Raw genomic sequence first — 17,565 nt, forward strand, 5'->3', positions numbered from 1 at the left:
CACGCATGCACGCCGACCGCATCCAGCAACCCCGCCGCCCCGACGCCGCTGCGCCCGCATGGGGCCGCGCGGAGTTCGAGGCCAAGCTGCGCGAGCGCGGCCGCAGCTACCACATCCACCATCCGTTCAACGTGATGCTCAACAGCGGCCGGGCCACGCCCGAGCAGATCCGCGGCTGGGTGGCCAACCGCTTCTACTACCAGATCGCGATCCCGATCAAGGATGCGGCCGTGCTCTCGAACTGCCCGGACCCGGCGGTGCGCCGCGGCTGGGTGCAGCGCATCCTCGACCATGACGGCTTCGAGCTCGGCGGCGTCCGGGACGCGGGCGGCATCGAGGCCTGGCTGCGGCTCGCCGAGGCCGTGGGCCTCTCGCGCGACGAAGTGCACGACCTGCGCCACGTGGTCCCGGCGGTGCGCTTTGCCGTGGACGCCTACGTGAACTTCGCGCGCCGCGCGCCGTGGCAGGAGGCGGTGTGCTCGTCGCTGACCGAGCTCTTCGCGCCCGAGATCCACAAGCAGCGCCTGTCGACATGGCCCGCGCACTACCCGTGGATCGAACCCGAGGGCCTGGGCTATTTCCGCGGCCGCGTGAGCCAGGCGCGGCGCGACGTGGAACAGGGCCTCGCGATCACGCTCGACCATTTCGACACCCGCGCCCTGCAGGAGCGCGCCCTCGAGGTGCTGCAGTTCAAGCTCGACATCCTCTGGGCCATGAACGACGCGATGGCGACGCGCTACGGCGTGAGCGCGGCATGACGGCGGCCCTGACCCCCGACAGCCGCCCGCGCATCGGCCCGGGCTTCCGCCTGCAGTGGGAGCCGGCGCAGGACTGCCATGTGCTGCTCTATCCCGAGGGCATGGTCAAGCTCAACGGCAGCGCCGGCGAGATCATGAAGCGCTGCGACGGCCAGCGCAGCCTCGCGGCCATCGTGGCCGAGCTGGAAAGCGCCTTCGACACCACCGGCCTCGAACCGCAGGTGCGCGGCTTCGTCGAAATGGCCGCGCAGCAGAACTGGCTGCGCTGGGACCGGGCATGAGCCCCGCCCGGCCGCCCGAAGGGGCTCGCACCGCAGCCGCAGGCGAAGGTACTCCAGTGAGCGCGAACGCGCCGCCGCGGCCCGGTCCGCCGCTCTGGCTGCTGGCCGAGCTGACCTACCGCTGTCCGCTGCATTGCGTGTTCTGCTTCAACCCGCTGGACTTCGCCACGCAGGAGAAGGAGCTCGGCACCGAAGACTGGCTGCGCGTGCTGCGCGAGGGCCGCGAACTCGGCGCGGTGCAGCTCGGCCTCTCGGGCGGCGAGCCGCTGCTGCGCGACGACCTCGAAATCATCGTCGCCGAGGCGCACCGGCTGGGCTACTACACCAACCTGCTGACCTCGGGCGTCGGCCTCACGGCGGCGCGCGCCGCGGCGCTCCGCCAGGCCGGGCTCGACCACGTGCAGCTCTCGTTCCAGGATTCCACGCGCGAGATGAACGACTTCCTCTCGCACACGAAGACCTTCGCCCTCAAGAGCCGGGTCGCGAAGATCATCAAGGACCAGGGCTGGCCGATGGTGCTGAACGTGGTGATCCACCGCATGAACATCGACCACGTCGACCGCATCATCGCCATGGCGCACGAGATGGGCGCCGAGTACCTGGAGCTTGCCAACACCCAGTACTACGCCTGGGCCTTCCTGAACCGCGACCAGCTGCTGCCCACGCACGCGCAGCTGCGGCAGGCGGAGCAGGTGACCGACGGCTGGCGCGCGCGGCTCGGCGAGCGCATGCGCATCTTCTTCGTCGCGCCCGACTACCACGAAGGCAAGGCCAAGAAATGCGTGAACGGCTGGGGCAGCATGTTCCTGACCGTGGCGCCCGACGGCACCGCGCTGCCTTGCCACACCGCGCGCATGCTGCCGGGGCTCGAATTCACGAACGTGAAGGACCACGGCCTGCGCGAGATCTGGTTCGATTCGGAAGGCTTCAACCGCTACCGCGGCACGGGCTGGATGAAGGAGCCGTGCGCGAGCTGCGAGCAGCGCGAGCAGGACCTCGGCGGCTGCCGCTGCCAGGCGTGGCTGCTGGCGCAGGACCCGGCGGCGGCCGACCCGGTGTGCGTGAAGAGCCCCGCGCACCACCGCGTGGCCGAGGCCGTGGAACGAGCGGCCGCGCGCGGCGCCGCGGACGCGCCCGTGGTGCATCCGCTGGTGTTCCGCGATCCGGCCAATTCGCGCCGGCTCAGTGCATCCGCCACGCCGCGCGACTGAGCCCGGCTGCTGCCGCGCGCACGGTTCCGCGCATCGGCGATTCGGCCGTGAGGCTACGCGAGCATCGCGCGGTGCACCCGGATGGCCTCGGCCGACACCGGATTCAATGCGTCCGTGCCCGCCGCGTCGAGGTGTGCGAGCAGTTCGCGGCGCATGCGCGGCTCCCAGAAGCGCTGCAGGTGCAGCGCAAGGTCGCGCAGCGCCTCGTCGCGGTCCGGCATGGCCTCGAAGAAGCTGCCGATCTGGTTGACCATGCGGATCAGGTGATCGATGTGCATTGCGTGCGGCTTTCTTCTTTCAGAACGCAGGCTGGGCGGGCAGGCCGCGCAGCCGGCCCGGGTGGGTGTAGACCACGAGATCGTCGCCGCGCACGAAGCCCGCGAGCGTGAGGCCCGCGGCCTGCGCCACCGCGGCGGCCATGGAGGTGGAGGCCGACACCGCGGCCAGCAGCGGCACGCCGGCCGCGACCGTCTTCTGCACCATCTCGAAGCTCGCGCGGCTCGTGACCGCGACGAAGCCCGAGGCGGGATCGAGCGCTTCGGCCTTCGCGAGCGCACCCACGAGCTTGTCGAGCGCGTTGTGGCGGCCCACGTCCTCGCGCATCAGGCGCAGCTCGCCGTCGGCGCTGCACCAGGCGGCGGCATGCACGGCGCCGGTGATCTTCTGCAGCACCTGGGCGGCGGCGAGCTCGCGCATGCCGCGCGCGACCGCCTCGGGCGCGAGCCGCATGTGCTCGGCGGGCGCGGGCAGCGGCGCCAGCGTGCGCGTCACGTGCGCCAGGCTCTCGGCGCCGCAGAGGCCGCAGCCCGTGCGCCCGGCCATGCTGCGGCGCCGGTCCTTGAGGCGCGCGAAGGCGGCGCTGGCGACCTCCATCCTCAGCGTGATGCCGTCGGCCCCGTACTCCTCGTCGATGCCGTAGAGCTCGCCGCGGTGCGCGAGGATGCCCTCGGCGAGCGAGAAGCCGAGCGCGAAGTCGGCCAGGTCGAGCGGCGTCGCGAGCATCACCGCATGCGCGATGCCGTTGAATTCGAGCGCCACCGGCACTTCCTCGGCCACCCAGTCGCGGTGGTCGAAGGGCAGGCGCGCGCGCAGGCCGCGCACCGGCAGCAGCTCGGCGCCGCCCGGGCGCGGCGGCAGGTCGGCGAGGTTCATGGCGTCCCCGCCGCGGCCGCGGTCTCGTCGAGCCGGCGCGCCAGCAGTTCCTCCTGCAGCGCGTTGAAGCGGCTGTAGGCCTGCTGCCATTCCGAAGGCTGCATCACCGGCATCACCTGCACCGCGGTGACCTTGAACTCGGGGCAGTTGGTGGCCCAGTCGGAGTTGTCGGTGGTGATCACGTTGGCGCCCGACTCGGGGAAGTGGAAGGTGGTGTAGACCACGCCCGGCTGCACCCGCTCGGTCACGGTGGCGCGCAGCACCGTCTCGCCCGCGCGGCTCCGGATGCCGACCCAGTCGCCCTCGGAGATGCCGCGGTCCTCGGCGTCGCTCGGATGGATCTCGAGCCGGTCCTCGCTGTGCCAGCGGTTGTTGTCGGTGCGGCGCGTCTGGGCGCCCACGTTGTACTGCGACAGGATGCGGCCGGTGGTCAGGATCAGCGGGTACATGCGCGTGACCTTCTCGTCGGTCGGCACGTACTGCGTGATGATGAAGCGGCCCTTGCCGCGCACGAACTCGCCGATGTGCATGGTCGGCGTGCCCTCGGGCGCGGCCTCGTTGCAGGGCCACTGCAAGCTGCCGAACTGCGCGAGCTTGGCATAGCTCACGCCCGCGAAGGTGGGCGTCAGCGAGGCGATCTCGGCCATGATCTCCTCGGGGCTCGCGTAGTTCATGGGATAGCCGAGCGCATTGGCGAGCATCTGCGTCACCTCCCAGTCGGCGTAGCCCGCCTTCGGCGGCATCACCTTGGTGACGCGCGAGATGCGGCGCTCGGCGTTGGTGAAGGTGCCGTCCTTCTCGAGGAAGGACGATCCCGGCAGGAACACGTGCGCGTACTTGGCGGTCTCGTTGAGGAACAGGTCCTGCACCACGATGCATTCCATCGCCATCATCGCCTCGGCCACGTGCTGCGTGTTCGGGTCGGACTGCACCACGTCCTCGCCCTCGCAGTACAGGCCCTTGAAGCTGCCGGTGATCGCGGCGTCGAACATGTTGGGAATGCGCAGGCCGGGTTCGGGCCGCAGCGTCACGCCCCAGGCTTCCTCGAAGCTGCCGCGCGCGATGCTGTCGGAGACGTGGCGGTAGCCCGGCAGCTCGTGCGGGAACGAGCCCATGTCGCACGAACCCTGCACGTTGTTCTGGCCGCGCAGCGGGTTCACGCCCACGCCTTCGCGGCCCACGTTGCCGGTGGCCATCGCGAGGTTGGCGATGCCCATCACCATGGTCGAGCCCTGGCTGTGCTCGGTCACGCCCAGGCCGTAGTAGATGGCGGCGTTGCGCTTGCCGTCGTGCCCCTTGGCAAAGAGCCGCGCCGCGGCGCGCAGCTCTGCCGCGGGCACGCCGGTCACTTCCTCCATCGCCTCGGGCGAGTTGGCGGGGCGCGCGACGAACTCGCGCCATTCGTTGAAGGACTTCGGCTCGCAGCGCTCGGCCACGAAGGCCTCGTCGACCAGGCCCTCGGTCACGATCACGTGCGCCATCGCGCTGATGACCGCGACGTTGGTGCCGGGCCGGAGCTTGAGATGGTGGTCGGCCCGGATGTGCGGCGACTTGACGAGGTCGATGGTGCGCGGATCGATCACGATCAGCCGCGCGCCCGCGCGCAGCCGCTTCTTCATGCGCGAGGCGAACACCGGATGGCCGTCGGAGGGGTTGGCGCCGATGACCATGATCACGTCGGACTTCTCGACCGACTTGAAGGTCTGCGTGCCGGCCGATTCGCCCATCGTCTGCTTGAGCCCGTAGCCGGTGGGCGAATGGCACACGCGCGCGCAGGTGTCGACGTTGTTGTTGCCGAAGGCGGCGCGCACCAGCTTCTGCACCAGGTAGCCTTCCTCGTTGGTGCAGCGCGAGGACACCAGCCCGCCGATGGAATCGGTGCCGTGCTTGGCCTGGATGCGGCGGAACTCGCTGGCCGCGTAGCCGATGGCTTCCTCCCAGCTCACTTCGCGCCAGGGGTCGGTGATCCTAGCGCGGATCATCGGCTTGAGCACGCGGTCCTTGTGCGTGGCGTAGCCCCAGGCGAAGCGGCCCTTGACGCAGGAGTGGCCCTCGTTGGCCTTGCCGTCCTTCCACGGCACCATGCGCACCACCTCGTTGCCCTTCATCTCGGCCTTGAAGCCGCAGCCCACGCCGCAGTAGGCGCAGGTGGTGATGGCGCTGTGCTCGGCCTGGCCGAGCCAGATCACCGACTTCTCCTGCAGCGTGGCGGTGGGGCAGGCCTGCACGCAGGCGCCGCAGCTCACGCACTCCGATTCCATGAAGGGCTGGTCCTGGCCCGGCGACACGCGCGACTCGAAGCCGCGGCCGCTGATCGTGAGCGCGAAGGTGCCCTGCGTCTCCTCGCAGGCGCGCACGCAGCGGTTGCAGACGATGCACTTGGCGGGGTCGTAGGTGAAGTAGGGGTTCGACTCGTCCTTGGCGCTCTTCAGGTGGTTGGCGCCGTCGTAGCCGTAGCGCACGTTGCGCAGCCCGGTCACGCCGGCCATGTCCTGCAGCTCGCAGTCGCCATTGGCGGCGCAGGTGAGGCAGTCGAGCGGATGGTCGGAGATGTAGAGCTCCATCACGCCCTTGCGCAGCTCCTGCAGCTTGGAGCTCTGGGTGCGCACCTTCATGCCGGCCTCGGCCGGCGTGGTGCACGAGGCCGGGTAGCCGCGGCGGCCCTCGATCTCGACCAGGCAGAGCCGGCAGGAGCCGAAGGGCTCGAGGCTGTCGGTGGCGCAGAGCTTGGGCACCTGCACGCCGGCGTCGATTGCGGCGCGCATCAGCGAGGTGCCCTTGGGCACGCTGACCGGCATGCCGTCGATCTCGAGCGTGACTTCCTCGGTGGATTCGCGCCGCGGCGTGCCGTGGTCGATCTCGTTCAGGTGATTCAGCATGGGGTTGCCTTTCTGGGGGAGCGGGGAGCGGACAGCCGAACGCAGAGGGCGCGAAGGTTTCGCGAAGGTCGCAGAAGGAAGACAGAAAGATCGAAATTTCCTTCTGCGACTTCTGCGCAACTTTTGTATTTCTTCTGCGTTCGGCGGTCCGTGTTCGAGTGCGTCATTCAGGCCGCCTCGCGGTCCGGCACCGAAACACCGAAGTCCTCGGGGTAGTGGTCCAGCGCCGAGAGCACGGGGTAGGGCGTCATGCCGCCCATGGCGCAGAGCGAGCCGTGCAGCATGGTGTCGCAGAGGTCGCGCAGCAGCATCACCTGCTGCGGCCGGTTCTGGTAGCGCGTGATCTTGTCGATCACTTCGACGCCGCGCGTGGAGCCGATGCGGCAGGGCGTGCACTTGCCGCAGGACTCGAGTGCGCAGAACTCCATGGCGTAGCGCGCGAGCTGCGACATGTCGGCCGTGTCGTCGTGCACCACGATGCCGCCGTGGCCGAGCACCGCGCCGACGGCCGCATAGGCCTCGTAGTCGAGCGGCAGGTCCCATTGCGACTCCGGCACATAGGCGCCGAGCGGGCCGCCGACCTGCACCGCCTTGATCGGCCGGCCGCTCGCGCTGCCGCCGCCGAAGTCGTACAGCAGTTCGCGCAGCGTGAGGCCGAAGGCCTTCTCGACCAGGCCGCCCTGGCGGACGTTGCCCGCGAGCTGGAAGGGCAGCGTGCCGCGCGAGCGGCCCATGCCGAAGTCGCGGTAGAAGTCCGCGCCGCGCGCGAGGATGATCGGCACCGAGGCCAGCGTGATCACGTTGTTGATCACCGTCGGCTGGCCGAACAGCCCCTGGAGCGCCGGCAGCGGCGGCTTGGCGCGCACGATGCCGCGCCGGCCTTCCAGACTTTCGAGCAGTGCGGTCTCCTCGCCGCAGACGTAGGCGCCGGCCGCCTTGCGCACCGTGATGCGGAAGCGCCGGCCCGAGTCGAGGATGTCGTCGCCGATGAAGCCGGCCTGCTCGGCATGGCGGATCGCCTCCTGGAGCGTCGCGATCGAATGCGGGTACTCGGAGCGCACGTAGATGTAGCCCTCGGTCGCGCCGGTCGCGAGCCCGGCGATCGCCATGCCTTCGAGCAGCATCAGCGGATCGCCTTCCATCACCATGCGGTCGGAGAAGGTGCCCGAGTCGCCCTCGTCGGCGTTGCAGACGATGTACTTCTGCGCCGCCTCGGCCGCCAGCACGGTCCGCCACTTGATGCCGGCCGGGAACGCCGCGCCGCCGCGGCCGCGCAGGCCGGAATCGAGCACCTGCTGCACCACCTCGGCGGGCGCCATGGCGAGCGCGCGGCGCAAACCGGCAAAGCCTTCGTGCGCTTCGTAGTCGGCGACCGAGACCGGATCGGTGATGCCCATGCGCGCGAAGGTCAGGCGCTCCTGTTTCCTCAGGTACGCGAGCTCTTCGGTCGGGCCCAGGTTCAGCGCGTGGGCGCCGCCCGAGAGGAAGCCGGCGTTGAACAGCCCCGCCACGTCCGCGGCCGAGACCGGGCCGTAGGCGATGCGGCCCTGCGGCGTCTGCACCTCGACCAGCGGTTCGAGCCAGAACAGGCCGCGCGAGCCGTTGCGCACGATGCGCAGTTCGGCGTTGCGGGCCTCGGCCTGCGCGGCGATCTCGCGGGCCACGGCATCGGCGCCGACCGCGAGCGCGGCCGAGTCGCGCGGCACGTAGACGGTGACGACGCCGCTCACGACGCAGCCCTCGCTGGCGCGGCGGCGTCGGCGGCCGCGACGATGGCATCGAAGCGTGCCGGCGTGAGGCGCGCATGCACCTCGCCGTTGATCGCCATCGCTGGCGACGAGGCGCACAGCCCCAGGCAGAACACCGGTTCCAGCGATGAGCGGCCGTCGGCCGTGGTGCCGTGCACCTCGCAGCCCAGGTGCGCCGCCGCATGGTCGAGCAGCGCGTCGGCCCCCATGGCTTTGCAGGCTTCGGCGCGGCAGACCTGCACCAGCAGGCGGCCAGCCGGGGCGGACCGGAAGTGGTGGTAGTAGCTCACCACGCCGTGCACTTCGGCGCGCGAGAGATTGAACTGTCCGGCGATGGCAGGCACCGCCTCGGCCGGCACATGGCCGAGCGCGTCCTGGATGCCGTGCAGCGCGGGCAGCAGCCCGCCCGGCACGTCCTTGTGGGCCGCGGCAATGGCGTTGGCGACGTCGAGGGCTTGCATATGCTGTGGGTCTCCTAAATGTGCTGCCGCGTTCATCGGGTTGGCGCGAGTGTATGAACGACAAGTTGAAGCCACAATATGAAGCGCTCCGCCCGATAAATATGCTTTTGAAAGCCTAAAGACATGCATGAAGTGCAGATCCGGCCGCAATGGACCATCCGCCAGCCCGACGGCGCCACGCTGCCGCCCCGGGTCATCGAACTGCTCGTGAAGGTGCTGGAGCACGGCAGCCTGTCGAGCGCCTGCGCGGCCTGCGGCGTGTCCTATCGCCATGCCTGGGAACTGGTGCGGCAGGGCGAGGCGATGTTCGGCCAGCCACTGGTCGCGATGCAGCGCGGCAAGGGTTCCAGCCTCACGCCGCTGGGCGAGAAGCTGGTGTGGGCCGACCGCCGCATCGAGGCGCGGCTGTCGCCGCTGCTCGATTCGCTGGCATCGGAACTCGGCGCCGAGATCGAGAAGCTGATTCCCACCTCGCCCTCGCTGCTGCGCATCCATGCGAGCCACGGCTTCGCGATCGAGGCGCTGCACGGTTACCTCGCCGCGGCGCAGGTGCCTTCCGACCTGCGCTACTGCGGCAGCGAGGAGGCGGTGGCCTCGCTGCACCACGGCAGCTGCGACGTGGCGGGCTTCCACGTGCCGCTCGGCGCCTTCGAGGCCGAGGCCGTGGCCCACTACCACGCCTGGCTCGACAGCGGCACGCAGAAGCTGATCGGCATGGCGACGCGGCACCAGGGGCTGATGGTCGCGCCGGGCAATCCGAAGAAGATCTACACGCTGGCCGACCTCGCGCGGCCCGACGTGCGCTTCATCAACCGGCAGCCCGGTTCCGGCACGCGCTACCTGTTCGACCTGCAGCTGCGCGAGCAGGGCATCGCGCCCGAATCGATCCGCGGCTACGAGCAGTGCGAGTTCACGCATGCGGCCGTTGCCGCCTTCGTCGCCAGCGGCATGGCCGATGCCGGCTACGGCGTCGAGACGCCCGCGCGACAGTTCAAGCTCGACTTCATCTCGAACCAGGTCGAGCGCTATTTCCTGCTCTGCGACGAGCGCTCGCTCGCGGCGCCGATCGTGCAGCGCATGCTCGCGATCCTGCAGGGCGAGGCGTATCGGCAGGCGGTGAACCGGCTGCCGGGCTACGAGGCGGTGGATTGCGGACGGGTGCTGTCGCTGGGCGAGGCCTTCGAGTCGCTGCGGCCGGCGCCCGCGGCAAAGCGCAGGACCACCCGCCGCTCATGAGTCGCCGTCGTCCGGCGCCACCAGCCGCCGCAGCAGCGGCTGCCGCGCGAGCACCGCATCGCGTGCGCCGGCGTCGAGCACGCGGCCGGCCTCCATCACCACCACGGTGTCGAAGCGGTCGAGCAGGCTCAGGCGGTGGATCGAGGCGATCACGCAGGCATCCGGAAAGGCATCGGCGATGCGGCCGAGCACCTTCGCCTCGGTGCGGGCATCGAGCGCGCTCGTGGGCTCGTCGAGCAGCAGCAGCGAACTGCCGCGGGCCGCGAGCACGCCGCGCGCGAGGCACAGCCGCTGGCGCTGCCCGCCCGAGAGGTTGAAGCCGCGTTCTGACACGGCGCTGTCGAGGTCGCCGCGCGAGGCCGCGAGCACCTCGTCGAAGGCGCTCACGCGCAGCGCGGCATGCAGCGCCTCGTCGCTGCATGGCTGGCCGAACGACAGGTTCTCGCGCACGCTGGCCTCGAACACTTCGGTCTCCTGCGGGATCAGCGTGGCGATGCGGCGCAGTTGGCTCCATTCGGCCGGCTGGCCGTCGATGGCGAGCGTGCCGCCGTGCGGCGCGTACAGGCCCGCGAGCACGCGCAGCAGCGTGCTCTTGCCGCCGCCGCTCGGGCCGACGAGCGCGATGCGTGCGCCGCGCCTGAGCGCGAGGCTCACGTCGTGCAGGCCGCCGCGCGGCGGCTTGTCGGCGGCCGTCGCGTCGTCCTCGCGCCGGTCATAGCGCCACCGCAACTGCGCGACCTCGAGCGTGCGCCATGCCGCATCGTGCGCGATTTGCTCGTGCGCGGGCACTTCGCCGGGCGGGGCTTCCGCGATGCCCGGATGGGCCGCGGGCGCCTGCCAGATCGGATCGGCGCTGCCGTAGTCGGTGTGCATGCGCGCGAAGAAGCTGAAGTTCGCCGCCACCGAGGTCACCACGCCCGCGGCCTGCTGCGCGTACTGGTAGATCATGAACACCGCGCCCAGCATCACGGCCTGCCCGGGCGTGCGCGCCTGCCAGACGTAGATCACGACCAGGCCCCAGGTCAGCGCCAGGCCCATCAGGTCGACCGCGAACCACTTGCCCTCGTTGAGCACCACCGTGCGCTTGAGCGGCGCCGACACCGCCGCCATGCGCCGGCGCAGCAGCAGCCGCGAGGCGCCCTGCAGCCGCAGCCCGATCACGGTCGAGGCATTGCCGAGGAAGTCGAGCAGCGCGGCCACGTAGCGGCGGTCTGCGTCGTTCTCGGCGCGCGCGAGGCGCATCAGCGCCTGGTCGATGCGCAGGATCACGATCGCGATCAGCACGTAGCCCGCGAGCGCCGTGAGGCCGCTGGTGCGCGACAGCAGCGCCAGCGCCACCAGCGGCCCCACGAAGTTGACCGCGTTGGTGAGCCAGATGAACTGGTTCTGCGCGAAGTCGGCGAGCGCGCGGCTCGCCTGGTGCACGCGGTGCTGCAGCTCGCCCGAATGGTGGCCGTCGTGCCAGGCGAGCGGCGCCGCGGCGATGCGCGCATAGAGCCGGTCGGCCAATGCCTCGCGCACCTTCACGCCCACGTTGCGCTCGAGGATGCGGCCGGGCCCGTGCAGCGCCCAGGCGCCCACGTAGACGCCCGCGAGCGTGCCGATCCAGCGGCCGGCGCTCGCGAACTCGTTGCGCTGCAGCGCATTGATCGCCTGTCCGGCGAGATAGGGCAGCGCGAGGCGGATCAGCTGCGAGACGCCGAGCAGCGCGGTGGCGCCGAGTAGCTGCAGGCGCGCGCCCTCGGCGAAATGCCACAGCGCCGCGTAGAGCTCGCGGATCGCCCGGCCGGGCGTGGTGTTCCTGGTGGGCGTGTTCAAGGTTCCGGGCATCTGTCAGCAAAAAGAACTCAATCGCGCGGCGTCGCGACATTGCGACAAAACGGGGTCAAAAGTAACGATGTGTATGGTTAAATCGGCCCAACTATCGCGAAGAGGACGAGGGATTCCATGAAGCTGCTGTTGAGCATCGTGTGCGGCGTGGTGGCGTTGGCCGGGTGCGTCAGCACGCCGCCCACGCCCACGCAACCCGGCACCGGTTCGGGCCTGTCGTACGTGCCGATGATGGCCATGGACGGCGTGGACCGGGCGCGCTACGACAGCGACGTGGCCGACTGCCGCGGCGCCGCGACGCGGATCACCGCGCGCAGCGAGTCGGGCGACGCCATGTGGCTCGCGCTGGGGCTGGGGCTCATCACCGTGCATGGACAGGGCATTGTGGCGGCAGCCTCGTACACGGGCATCTCGGCGGCCGCGATCGACATGTCGTACCGGCCGAGCGCCGACGTCATCGCCGAGCATCAGCAGACCGCCATCGTCCACTGCATGGCCAAGCGCGGCTACCGCAACCTCGATCCGAACGTGCGCGATTCGTTCTACGGCCATTCCTTCAATCCCGAGGTCGTGCTGGCGCCGCGCCGCACTGGCGTGGACACCTACAACGCCGAGCGGCTCGCGAAGGCCGGCCAGTGCCACGCGCTGCCCCGCGCCGAGCTGACGGCCAAGGGCCCCGGCTACGAGGCCTACGACGTGCCCTGCGCGAACGGCGCCACCTGGGCGGTGCGCTGCGAATTCGGCAAGTGCCGCGTGCTCGGCCAGTCGCCCGTGCGCCGCTCCTGAGCCCTCGGCTCACTTGATGATCATGCCCCGCAGCGCGGGGTCCGCGGGCGGCGTTTCCAGCTTCATCTGCCGCAGCGTCTTCATCAGCAGCCGCGCGATCATCAGGTTGCGGTGCCGCTTGTTGTTGGCCGGGATCACGTACCACGGCGCATGCTCGGTCGAGGTGGCGCGCAGCGCCTGGTCGTAGGCGCGCTGGTAGGCTTCCCACTTGGTGCGCACCTCGAGGTCGCCCATGCTGAACTTCCATTGCTTGCCGGGCGTGTCGACGCGCGCCTGCAGCCGCTCGCGCTGCTCGTCCTTGCCGATGTGCAGCATGCACTTGACGATCACGGTGCCGGTCTCGACGAGCAGGCGCTCGAAGTCGTTGATCTGCGCGTAGCGCCGGCGGGTCTCGGCCTTGTCGATCCAGGCCTCGACCACGGGCACGAGCACGTCCTCGTAGTGGCTGCGGTTCCACACCGCGATCTCGCCGTTGCGCGGCACCACCGCATGGCAGCGCCAGAGGTAGTCGCGCGCGCGCTCGTCCTCCGAAGGCGCCTTGAAGGCCGTCACGCGCACGCCCAGCGGCGAGGTGCGCGAGAAGACCCAGCGCACGGTGCCGTCCTTGCCGCTGGTGTCCATGCCCTGCAGCACCAGCAGCACCTTGCGGCGGCCCTCGGCGTGCAGCAGGTTCTGCATCTCGTCGAGCTCGATCGCCAGGGCGTCGATCTCCTCGAGCTGCGCCGCCTGGTCGCCTTCGAGGAAGGGCGAGTCGCTCGGATTCACCTTCGCGAGCTGGAAATGGCTGTCGACGCGGTACTTCTTCAGACTGGGCATGACACCGGCTCCGTGCAAAAAGCCGCAGCGTACGCGATCGGCCGCCGGCCGGGCCGAATCAGCGGTCGGTGTCGTCGGGATCGATGGAGGCGCTCCAGCGGCTGTCCCATTCGGCATGCCGCGCCGCGCCGTCGAGTTCGCGGCGGTCGCGCTTGGTGGGGCGGCCCTGCGAAATCGCCAGCGCGGGCTCGCTGCCCATGCGGCGCTGCTCGCGCATCCGTGCCACCGCGGCGAGGCTCTCGGCGGTTTCTTCGTAGAGCTGCTGCGCCACCGGCGCCGGGCCGCGCTGGCCGCTGAGGCCGCGCACGACGACCGTGCGCGTGACCGGGCCGAGGCGGAGCGCCACCGTGTCGCCGGCCTTGACCTCGCGCGAGGCCTTGGCGATGTCGCCGTTCACCTGCACCCGGTTCTTGCCGATTTCTTCCGCGGCGAGCGAACGCGTCTTGAAGAAGCGTGCAGCCCAGAGCCATTTGTCGATGCGCAAGCGATCCATATTCAGGAATTGTGGTGGTGCAGGGGCAGCCGCACGACGGCGTCCAGCCCGTCCACCTGTGCGGCATTGTCCTGCGGGCCGCGGTTGTGAAGGTCGATGCGACCGCCGAGCGCCTGCACGATCTCGCGGCAGATGGCGAGGCCGAGGCCGGAGCCGCTCGAACTGTCGCCGGCCGAGAAGGGCGCGAACAGGCGCTGGCGCAGCTCGGGCGAGATGCCGGGCCCGGCGTCGCGCACCGTCAGCACGGCCTCGCCGCCTTCCGCGCGCACCATCACCGACAAGGCGGCGCCGGCGGGGCTCTGCTTGATCGCGTTGTGCAGCAGGTTGCGCGTGAGCTCCTGCAGCATCCAGCGGTGCGCGCGCACCGTGACGGGCTCGGCGTCGATGGCGAGTTCGAAGTCCAGCGCCTTGTCGGCGATCAGCGGCGACAGGTCGAGCGCGATCTGCCGCGCCACCTCGCCGAGTTCGAGCGGCACCGACTCGGGCTGCTGGCGCAACTGCTCGACCTTGGCGAGCGACAGCATCTGGTTGGCAAGGGTGGTGGCGCGTTCGACCGTGTGGCTGATCTCGCCGAGCGCCTGGTCGGCCGGCAGATCGCCGCGGCGCGCCGACTGCACCTGCGCCTTCAGCACCGCGAGCGGCGTGCGCAACTGGTGGGCGCTGTCGCGCACGAAGCGCTTCTGGTGGTCGAGCAGCCGCTGCAGCCGGCCCATGACCTCGGTGGTGGCATCGACCAGCGGCCGCAGCTCGCGCGGTGCGTCGGGCGCATCGATGGGGGAGAGGTCGTCGGCGGCGCGCTTCTCGATCGCCTCGCCGAGCTGCCGCACCGGCCGCGTCGCGCGCTGCACCACGAACACCGTGACGAGTGCGATCACGCCCATCAGCAGCAATTGGCGCCAGAGCATGTCGACAAGCAGCTTGCGCACCAGCGTCTCGCGCAGTTCGAGCGTCTCGGCCACCTGCACCACGGCCATGCCGCGGCCGCGCGCGCTGGCCACCGGCTGCAGCAGCACGGCCACGCGCACCGGCTGGTCGCGAAAGCGCGCATCGTAGAAGTCGACCAGCGCCGCATAGGCGCCGCGGTCGGGAATGCGGCCGCGCCAGAACGGCAGCTCCGCGAAGCCCGAGACCATCTCGCCGTCGAGCGCCGACACGCGGTAGAAGAGCCGGCTCTTGTTGTCGGCCTCGAAGGCTTCGAGCGCGGAGTAGGGCACGATCGCGCGCAGCCGTGCGTGGTCGTCGTAGCCTTCCACGTCGAGCTGCTCGCCGATGGTCTTGGCCGAGGCGAGCAGCGTGCGGTCGTAGGCGGTGGTGGCCGCGGCCAGGCTCTGGCGGTAGAGGCTCACGCTGTTGATCACGACGAACAGCGCCACCGGCGCGAGGATGCCCAGCAGCAGCCGGGCGCGCAGCGAAGCGGGGGTGCCACCACTGCGCATCATGGGGCCGGCACGCCGGTCCGGCGGCGCCTCGTCATGTCTCGGCACGCAGCAGGTAGCCCAGGCCGCGCAGCGTCATCAAGGCGGCGCCGGTGCCTGCGAGCTTCTTGCGCAGCCGGTACACCACCACCTCGACGGCCTCGTACTGCACGTCGGTCTCGCCGGGGAACACGAGTTCGAACAGCCGCTCCTTGGTCAGCGCATGGCCCGGCTTCATCATCAGCGCCTTCAGCAGCGAGAGCTCGCGCGGCGTGAGTTCGAGCACGGCGCCGCGGTGGTAGACCGCGCCGCTCTCGGGGTCGAAGCGCAGGTCGCCCACCTCTTGAGGATGCAGCACGGGGTCGATGCCGCCGGCGGCATTCTGGTTGCGCCGGCGCAGCGCGCGCAGCCGGGCCTCGAGTTCGTCGAGGTCGAAGGGCTTGGGCAGGTAGTCGTCGGCCCCCGCGTTCAGGCCCATGATGCGGTCGCCCACGGTGCCGCGCGCCGTGAGCAGCAGCACGGGCGTGCGCAGCCCGCTCGCGCGCGCCTGGGCCAGCACCTGCAGGCCGTCCAGGTTGGGCAGGCTCAGGTCCAGCGCCACCACGTCGGGCTCGATGGCGCGCCATTGCTCGACGGCCTGGGCGCCGTCGCCGCAGATGCGCACGTCGATCCTGTTGCGTGCGAGCGCGCGCTGCAGCGTGACCTGCATCGAGGGGTCGTCTTCGATCAGCAGCAGCTTCATGCGACGGGAGGGCGGAGGGGCTTCGGTGTTTTCCCCAGTCCGGGCGACAGCCAACTGACAGCGGGGCGGCGCATGATAGCGGCTCAGGCCCTCGTCAGGGTTTCTTTCGTTATCAGGAGACAACGATGCGTCGCGACACTTTTCTGAAGTCATTGGCCGCGCTGGCCGCCGTCGGAGCACTGCCGCTGTCGGCACGCGCCGCAGCCAACGTCAAGATGATGATCCCGGCCAACCCCGGCGGTGGATGGGACACCACCGGCCGCGCGCTGGGCAAGGCCATGACCGACGCCAAGCTGGCCGACACGGTCACCTACGACAACAAGGGCGGCGCCGCGGGCGCGCTGGGCCTGGCCCAATTCGTGAACGGCTCCAAGGGCGACCCGAACGCGTTGATGGTCATGGGCTCGGTCATGCTCGGCGGCATCATCACCGGCAAGCCGCCGGTGAACCTTTCGCAGGCCACGCCGATCGCGCGCCTGACCACCGAATACAACGTCTTCGTGCTGCCGGCCAACTCGCCGTTCAAGACCATGAAGGACGTGGTCGAACAGCTCAAGAAGGACCCGGGCAGCGTCAAGTGGGGCGGCGGTTCGCGCGGCTCCACCGAGCACATCGCCGCGGCCATGATCGCGCAGAAGGTCGGCGCCGACCCCTCGAAGATCAACTACGTGGCCTTCCGCGGAGGCGGTGAAGCCACCGCGGCCATCCTGGGCGGCAACGTCACCATCGGCGGCAGCGGCTACAGCGAGTTCGCCGAGTACATCGCCGCCGGCAAGATGAAGCCGATCGCCGTCACCTCGGCGCAGCGCCTGCCCGGCATCAACGTGCCCACGCTCAAGGAGCAGGGCATCGACGTGGAGATCGGCAACTGGCGCGGCGTGTACGGCGCGCCCGGCATCAGCGCCGAGCAGCGCAAGGCCCTGACCGACCTGGTGCTGGCCACGCTCAAGTCGCCCTCGTGGGCCGAGTCGCTCAAGAAGAACGACTGGACGCCGGCCGTGCTCTCGGGCGAGGCCTTCGCCAAGTTCGTCGACGACGACTTCGCGAGCCTGCGCGCCATCATGGCCAAGTCCGGAATGATTTAAACCTGGCTCGCCCCCAGGCTGCGCGCACTTCGTGTCGCTGCGCCAACCCCCTACCGGGGGCAACACCTGCGGCCCGGCGGAGCCGGTTCCGCGGTGTTCCCGGCGGGGTTTTCCTTTGACCGGGAGTTAGAAATGACAACGACAGATTCCTCGGCCGTGCCGCAACCCGCGGCCACCTGGCCGCAAACCCTGGTCGGCGCCGGCGTGCTGCTGACCGGCGTGGCGCTCGGCTTCGGTGCCATCGGCATCTCCTCCGACGCGGGCTACGGCGGCGTCGGCCCCAACTTTCTGCCCTGGCTGGTCTCGGCCGTGCTCACGCTGTGCGGCGCCTGGATCCTGTGGGAGGCGCGCACCGGCGGCTTCCGCGAACTCGACCCGCCCTCGGGCGCCGAGCACGCCTACTGGCCTGGCTTCGTCTGGGTCTCGGCCGGCCTGCTGCTCAATGCGGCGCTGATCACCACGCTGGGCTTCATCCTGAGCTGCACCCTGTGCTACCTGCTCGCGGTGCAGGGCCTGCGCCGCGCGAGCGGCCAGCCCTCGGCCGGCAGCCCGCGCACCTGGGCGATCGACCTTCTGACGGGGCTGCTGATCTCGGCGCCGGTGTTCTGGACGTTCACCAAGTTCCTGGCGATCAACCTGCCGGGCCTGACCAGCACCGGCTGGCTCTGAGGG

17 protein-coding genes are annotated in these 17,565 nt (G+C 70.3%); 7 read left to right on the plus strand and 10 right to left on the minus strand.

Annotated features, from left to right (window positions below; all coding sequences use genetic code 11):
- Positions 1 to 5: 5 nt before the first annotated feature.
- The 3 genes from pqqC to pqqE are packed head-to-tail and all read left to right on the plus strand — an operon-like array spanning position 6 to position 2,250.
- Positions 6 to 758 carry a pyrroloquinoline-quinone synthase PqqC gene (gene pqqC, locus M2165_RS20220; protein WP_280816371.1) on the plus strand — a complete coding sequence of 251 codons (753 nt, stop codon included), beginning with the start codon at positions 6 to 8 and terminating at the stop codon, positions 756 to 758.
- Positions 755 to 1,039 (plus strand): pyrroloquinoline quinone biosynthesis peptide chaperone PqqD, encoded by a 285-nt coding sequence (pqqD, locus tag M2165_RS20225; protein ID WP_280816372.1) that lies wholly within the window; start codon positions 755 to 757, stop codon positions 1,037 to 1,039. The genes pqqC and pqqD overlap by 4 nt, the downstream gene beginning before the upstream one ends.
- Before the next feature lie 56 nt (positions 1,040 to 1,095).
- The gene (pqqE, locus tag M2165_RS20230; protein ID WP_280816373.1) at positions 1,096 to 2,250 is read left to right on the plus strand and encodes a pyrroloquinoline quinone biosynthesis protein PqqE; all 1,155 of its coding nucleotides are present in this window, start codon (positions 1,096 to 1,098) and stop codon (positions 2,248 to 2,250) included.
- Between the two features lie 53 nt (positions 2,251 to 2,303).
- Here the strand turns inward: pqqE and M2165_RS20235 are convergent, their stop codons facing one another.
- The 5 genes from M2165_RS20235 to M2165_RS20255 form a co-directional block, all read right to left on the minus strand.
- Positions 2,304 to 2,528: a formate dehydrogenase subunit delta gene (locus M2165_RS20235; protein ID WP_280816374.1), complete on the minus strand. Its 225-nt coding sequence runs from the start codon at positions 2,526 to 2,528 to the stop codon at positions 2,304 to 2,306.
- 19 nt (positions 2,529 to 2,547) lie between these two features.
- A complete protein-coding gene (gene fdhD / locus M2165_RS20240) occupies positions 2,548 to 3,402 on the minus strand; it encodes a formate dehydrogenase accessory sulfurtransferase FdhD (RefSeq protein WP_280816375.1) in 855 nt (284 codons plus the stop codon).
- Complete coding sequence (gene fdhF, locus M2165_RS20245; protein WP_280816376.1) at positions 3,399 to 6,281, minus strand: formate dehydrogenase subunit alpha; 2,883 nt, start codon at positions 6,279 to 6,281, stop codon at positions 3,399 to 3,401. Before fdhF ends, fdhD begins: the two co-directional genes overlap by 4 nt.
- Positions 6,282 to 6,448: 167 nt before the next feature.
- Positions 6,449 to 8,011: a formate dehydrogenase beta subunit gene (locus tag M2165_RS20250; RefSeq protein WP_280816378.1), complete on the minus strand. Its 1,563-nt coding sequence runs from the start codon at positions 8,009 to 8,011 to the stop codon at positions 6,449 to 6,451.
- Positions 8,008 to 8,490, minus strand: a complete 483-nt coding sequence (locus tag M2165_RS20255; protein WP_280816379.1) for a formate dehydrogenase subunit gamma — start codon at positions 8,488 to 8,490, stop codon at positions 8,008 to 8,010. Before M2165_RS20255 ends, M2165_RS20250 begins: the two co-directional genes overlap by 4 nt.
- 123 nt (positions 8,491 to 8,613) lie before the next feature.
- Between M2165_RS20255 and M2165_RS20260 the strand changes: the two genes are divergently transcribed.
- Entirely contained in the window at positions 8,614 to 9,726 is a 1,113-nt protein-coding gene (locus tag M2165_RS20260; protein ID WP_280816380.1) for a substrate-binding domain-containing protein, read from the plus strand.
- Here M2165_RS20260 and M2165_RS20265 read toward each other — a convergent pair.
- Complete coding sequence (locus M2165_RS20265) at positions 9,721 to 11,544, minus strand: ABC transporter ATP-binding protein (protein ID WP_280816381.1); 1,824 nt, start codon at positions 11,542 to 11,544, stop codon at positions 9,721 to 9,723. The genes M2165_RS20260 and M2165_RS20265 overlap by 6 nt on opposite strands.
- Positions 11,545 to 11,673: 129 nt before the next feature.
- Between M2165_RS20265 and M2165_RS20270 the strand changes: the two genes are divergently transcribed.
- Positions 11,674 to 12,342 carry a hypothetical protein gene (locus tag M2165_RS20270; RefSeq protein ID WP_280816382.1) on the plus strand — a complete coding sequence of 223 codons (669 nt, stop codon included), beginning with the start codon at positions 11,674 to 11,676 and terminating at the stop codon, positions 12,340 to 12,342.
- Between the two features lie 9 nt (positions 12,343 to 12,351).
- Here the strand turns inward: M2165_RS20270 and M2165_RS20275 are convergent, their stop codons facing one another.
- From M2165_RS20275 to M2165_RS20290, 4 genes are read right to left on the minus strand one after another with little or no spacing between them, the layout of a single operon-like run.
- Entirely contained in the window at positions 12,352 to 13,158 is an 807-nt protein-coding gene (locus M2165_RS20275) for a PPK2 family polyphosphate kinase (protein ID WP_280816383.1), read from the minus strand.
- A 58-nt stretch (positions 13,159 to 13,216) separates the two neighbouring features.
- Positions 13,217 to 13,651, minus strand: a complete 435-nt coding sequence (locus M2165_RS20280; protein ID WP_280816384.1) for an RNA-binding S4 domain-containing protein — start codon at positions 13,649 to 13,651, stop codon at positions 13,217 to 13,219.
- Between the two features lie 2 nt (positions 13,652 to 13,653).
- On the minus strand, positions 13,654 to 15,090 hold the full coding sequence (locus M2165_RS20285; RefSeq protein WP_280816385.1) for a sensor histidine kinase N-terminal domain-containing protein: 1,437 nt from the start codon (positions 15,088 to 15,090) through the stop codon (positions 13,654 to 13,656).
- A 31-nt stretch (positions 15,091 to 15,121) separates the two neighbouring features.
- Positions 15,122 to 15,808, minus strand: a complete 687-nt coding sequence (locus tag M2165_RS20290) for a response regulator transcription factor (RefSeq protein ID WP_280816386.1) — start codon at positions 15,806 to 15,808, stop codon at positions 15,122 to 15,124.
- Positions 15,809 to 15,933: 125 nt separating this feature from the next.
- Here M2165_RS20290 and M2165_RS20295 point away from each other — a divergent pair, with 125 nt between their 5' ends.
- A complete protein-coding gene (locus M2165_RS20295) occupies positions 15,934 to 16,893 on the plus strand; it encodes a tripartite tricarboxylate transporter substrate binding protein (RefSeq protein WP_280816387.1) in 960 nt (319 codons plus the stop codon).
- A 132-nt stretch (positions 16,894 to 17,025) separates the two neighbouring features.
- Positions 17,026 to 17,562: a tripartite tricarboxylate transporter TctB family protein gene (locus tag M2165_RS20300; protein ID WP_280816388.1), complete on the plus strand. Its 537-nt coding sequence runs from the start codon at positions 17,026 to 17,028 to the stop codon at positions 17,560 to 17,562.
- Positions 17,563 to 17,565: the final 3 nt, after the last annotated feature.

Source organism: Variovorax sp. TBS-050B, from assembly GCF_029893635.1.
Classification (GTDB): Bacteria; Pseudomonadota; Gammaproteobacteria; order Burkholderiales; family Burkholderiaceae_C; genus Variovorax.

What these genes read in the sequence shown, in the direction of transcription:
- pqqC (WP_280816371.1), top strand. Translation starts at nt 6, where the DNA reads ATGCACGCCGACCGCATCCAGCAACCCCGCCGCCCCGACGCCGCTGCG.
- pqqD (WP_280816372.1), top strand. Translation starts at nt 755, where the DNA reads ATGACGGCGGCCCTGACCCCCGACAGCCGCCCGCGCATCGGCCCGGGC.
- M2165_RS20235 (WP_280816374.1), bottom strand. Translation starts at nt 2,528, where the DNA reads ATGCACATCGATCACCTGATCCGCATGGTCAACCAGATCGGCAGCTTC.
- fdhD (WP_280816375.1), bottom strand. Translation starts at nt 3,402, where the DNA reads ATGAACCTCGCCGACCTGCCGCCGCGCCCGGGCGGCGCCGAGCTGCTG.
- fdhF (WP_280816376.1), bottom strand. Translation starts at nt 6,281, where the DNA reads ATGCTGAATCACCTGAACGAGATCGACCACGGCACGCCGCGGCGCGAA.
- M2165_RS20255 (WP_280816379.1), bottom strand. Translation starts at nt 8,490, where the DNA reads ATGCAAGCCCTCGACGTCGCCAACGCCATTGCCGCGGCCCACAAGGAC.
- M2165_RS20260 (WP_280816380.1), top strand. Translation starts at nt 8,614, where the DNA reads ATGCATGAAGTGCAGATCCGGCCGCAATGGACCATCCGCCAGCCCGAC.
- M2165_RS20270 (WP_280816382.1), top strand. Translation starts at nt 11,674, where the DNA reads ATGAAGCTGCTGTTGAGCATCGTGTGCGGCGTGGTGGCGTTGGCCGGG.
- M2165_RS20275 (WP_280816383.1), bottom strand. Translation starts at nt 13,158, where the DNA reads ATGCCCAGTCTGAAGAAGTACCGCGTCGACAGCCATTTCCAGCTCGCG.
- M2165_RS20280 (WP_280816384.1), bottom strand. Translation starts at nt 13,651, where the DNA reads ATGGATCGCTTGCGCATCGACAAATGGCTCTGGGCTGCACGCTTCTTC.
- M2165_RS20285 (WP_280816385.1), bottom strand. Translation starts at nt 15,090, where the DNA reads ATGATGCGCAGTGGTGGCACCCCCGCTTCGCTGCGCGCCCGGCTGCTG.
- M2165_RS20290 (WP_280816386.1), bottom strand. Translation starts at nt 15,808, where the DNA reads ATGAAGCTGCTGCTGATCGAAGACGACCCCTCGATGCAGGTCACGCTG.
- M2165_RS20295 (WP_280816387.1), top strand. Translation starts at nt 15,934, where the DNA reads ATGCGTCGCGACACTTTTCTGAAGTCATTGGCCGCGCTGGCCGCCGTC.
- M2165_RS20300 (WP_280816388.1), top strand. Translation starts at nt 17,026, where the DNA reads ATGACAACGACAGATTCCTCGGCCGTGCCGCAACCCGCGGCCACCTGG.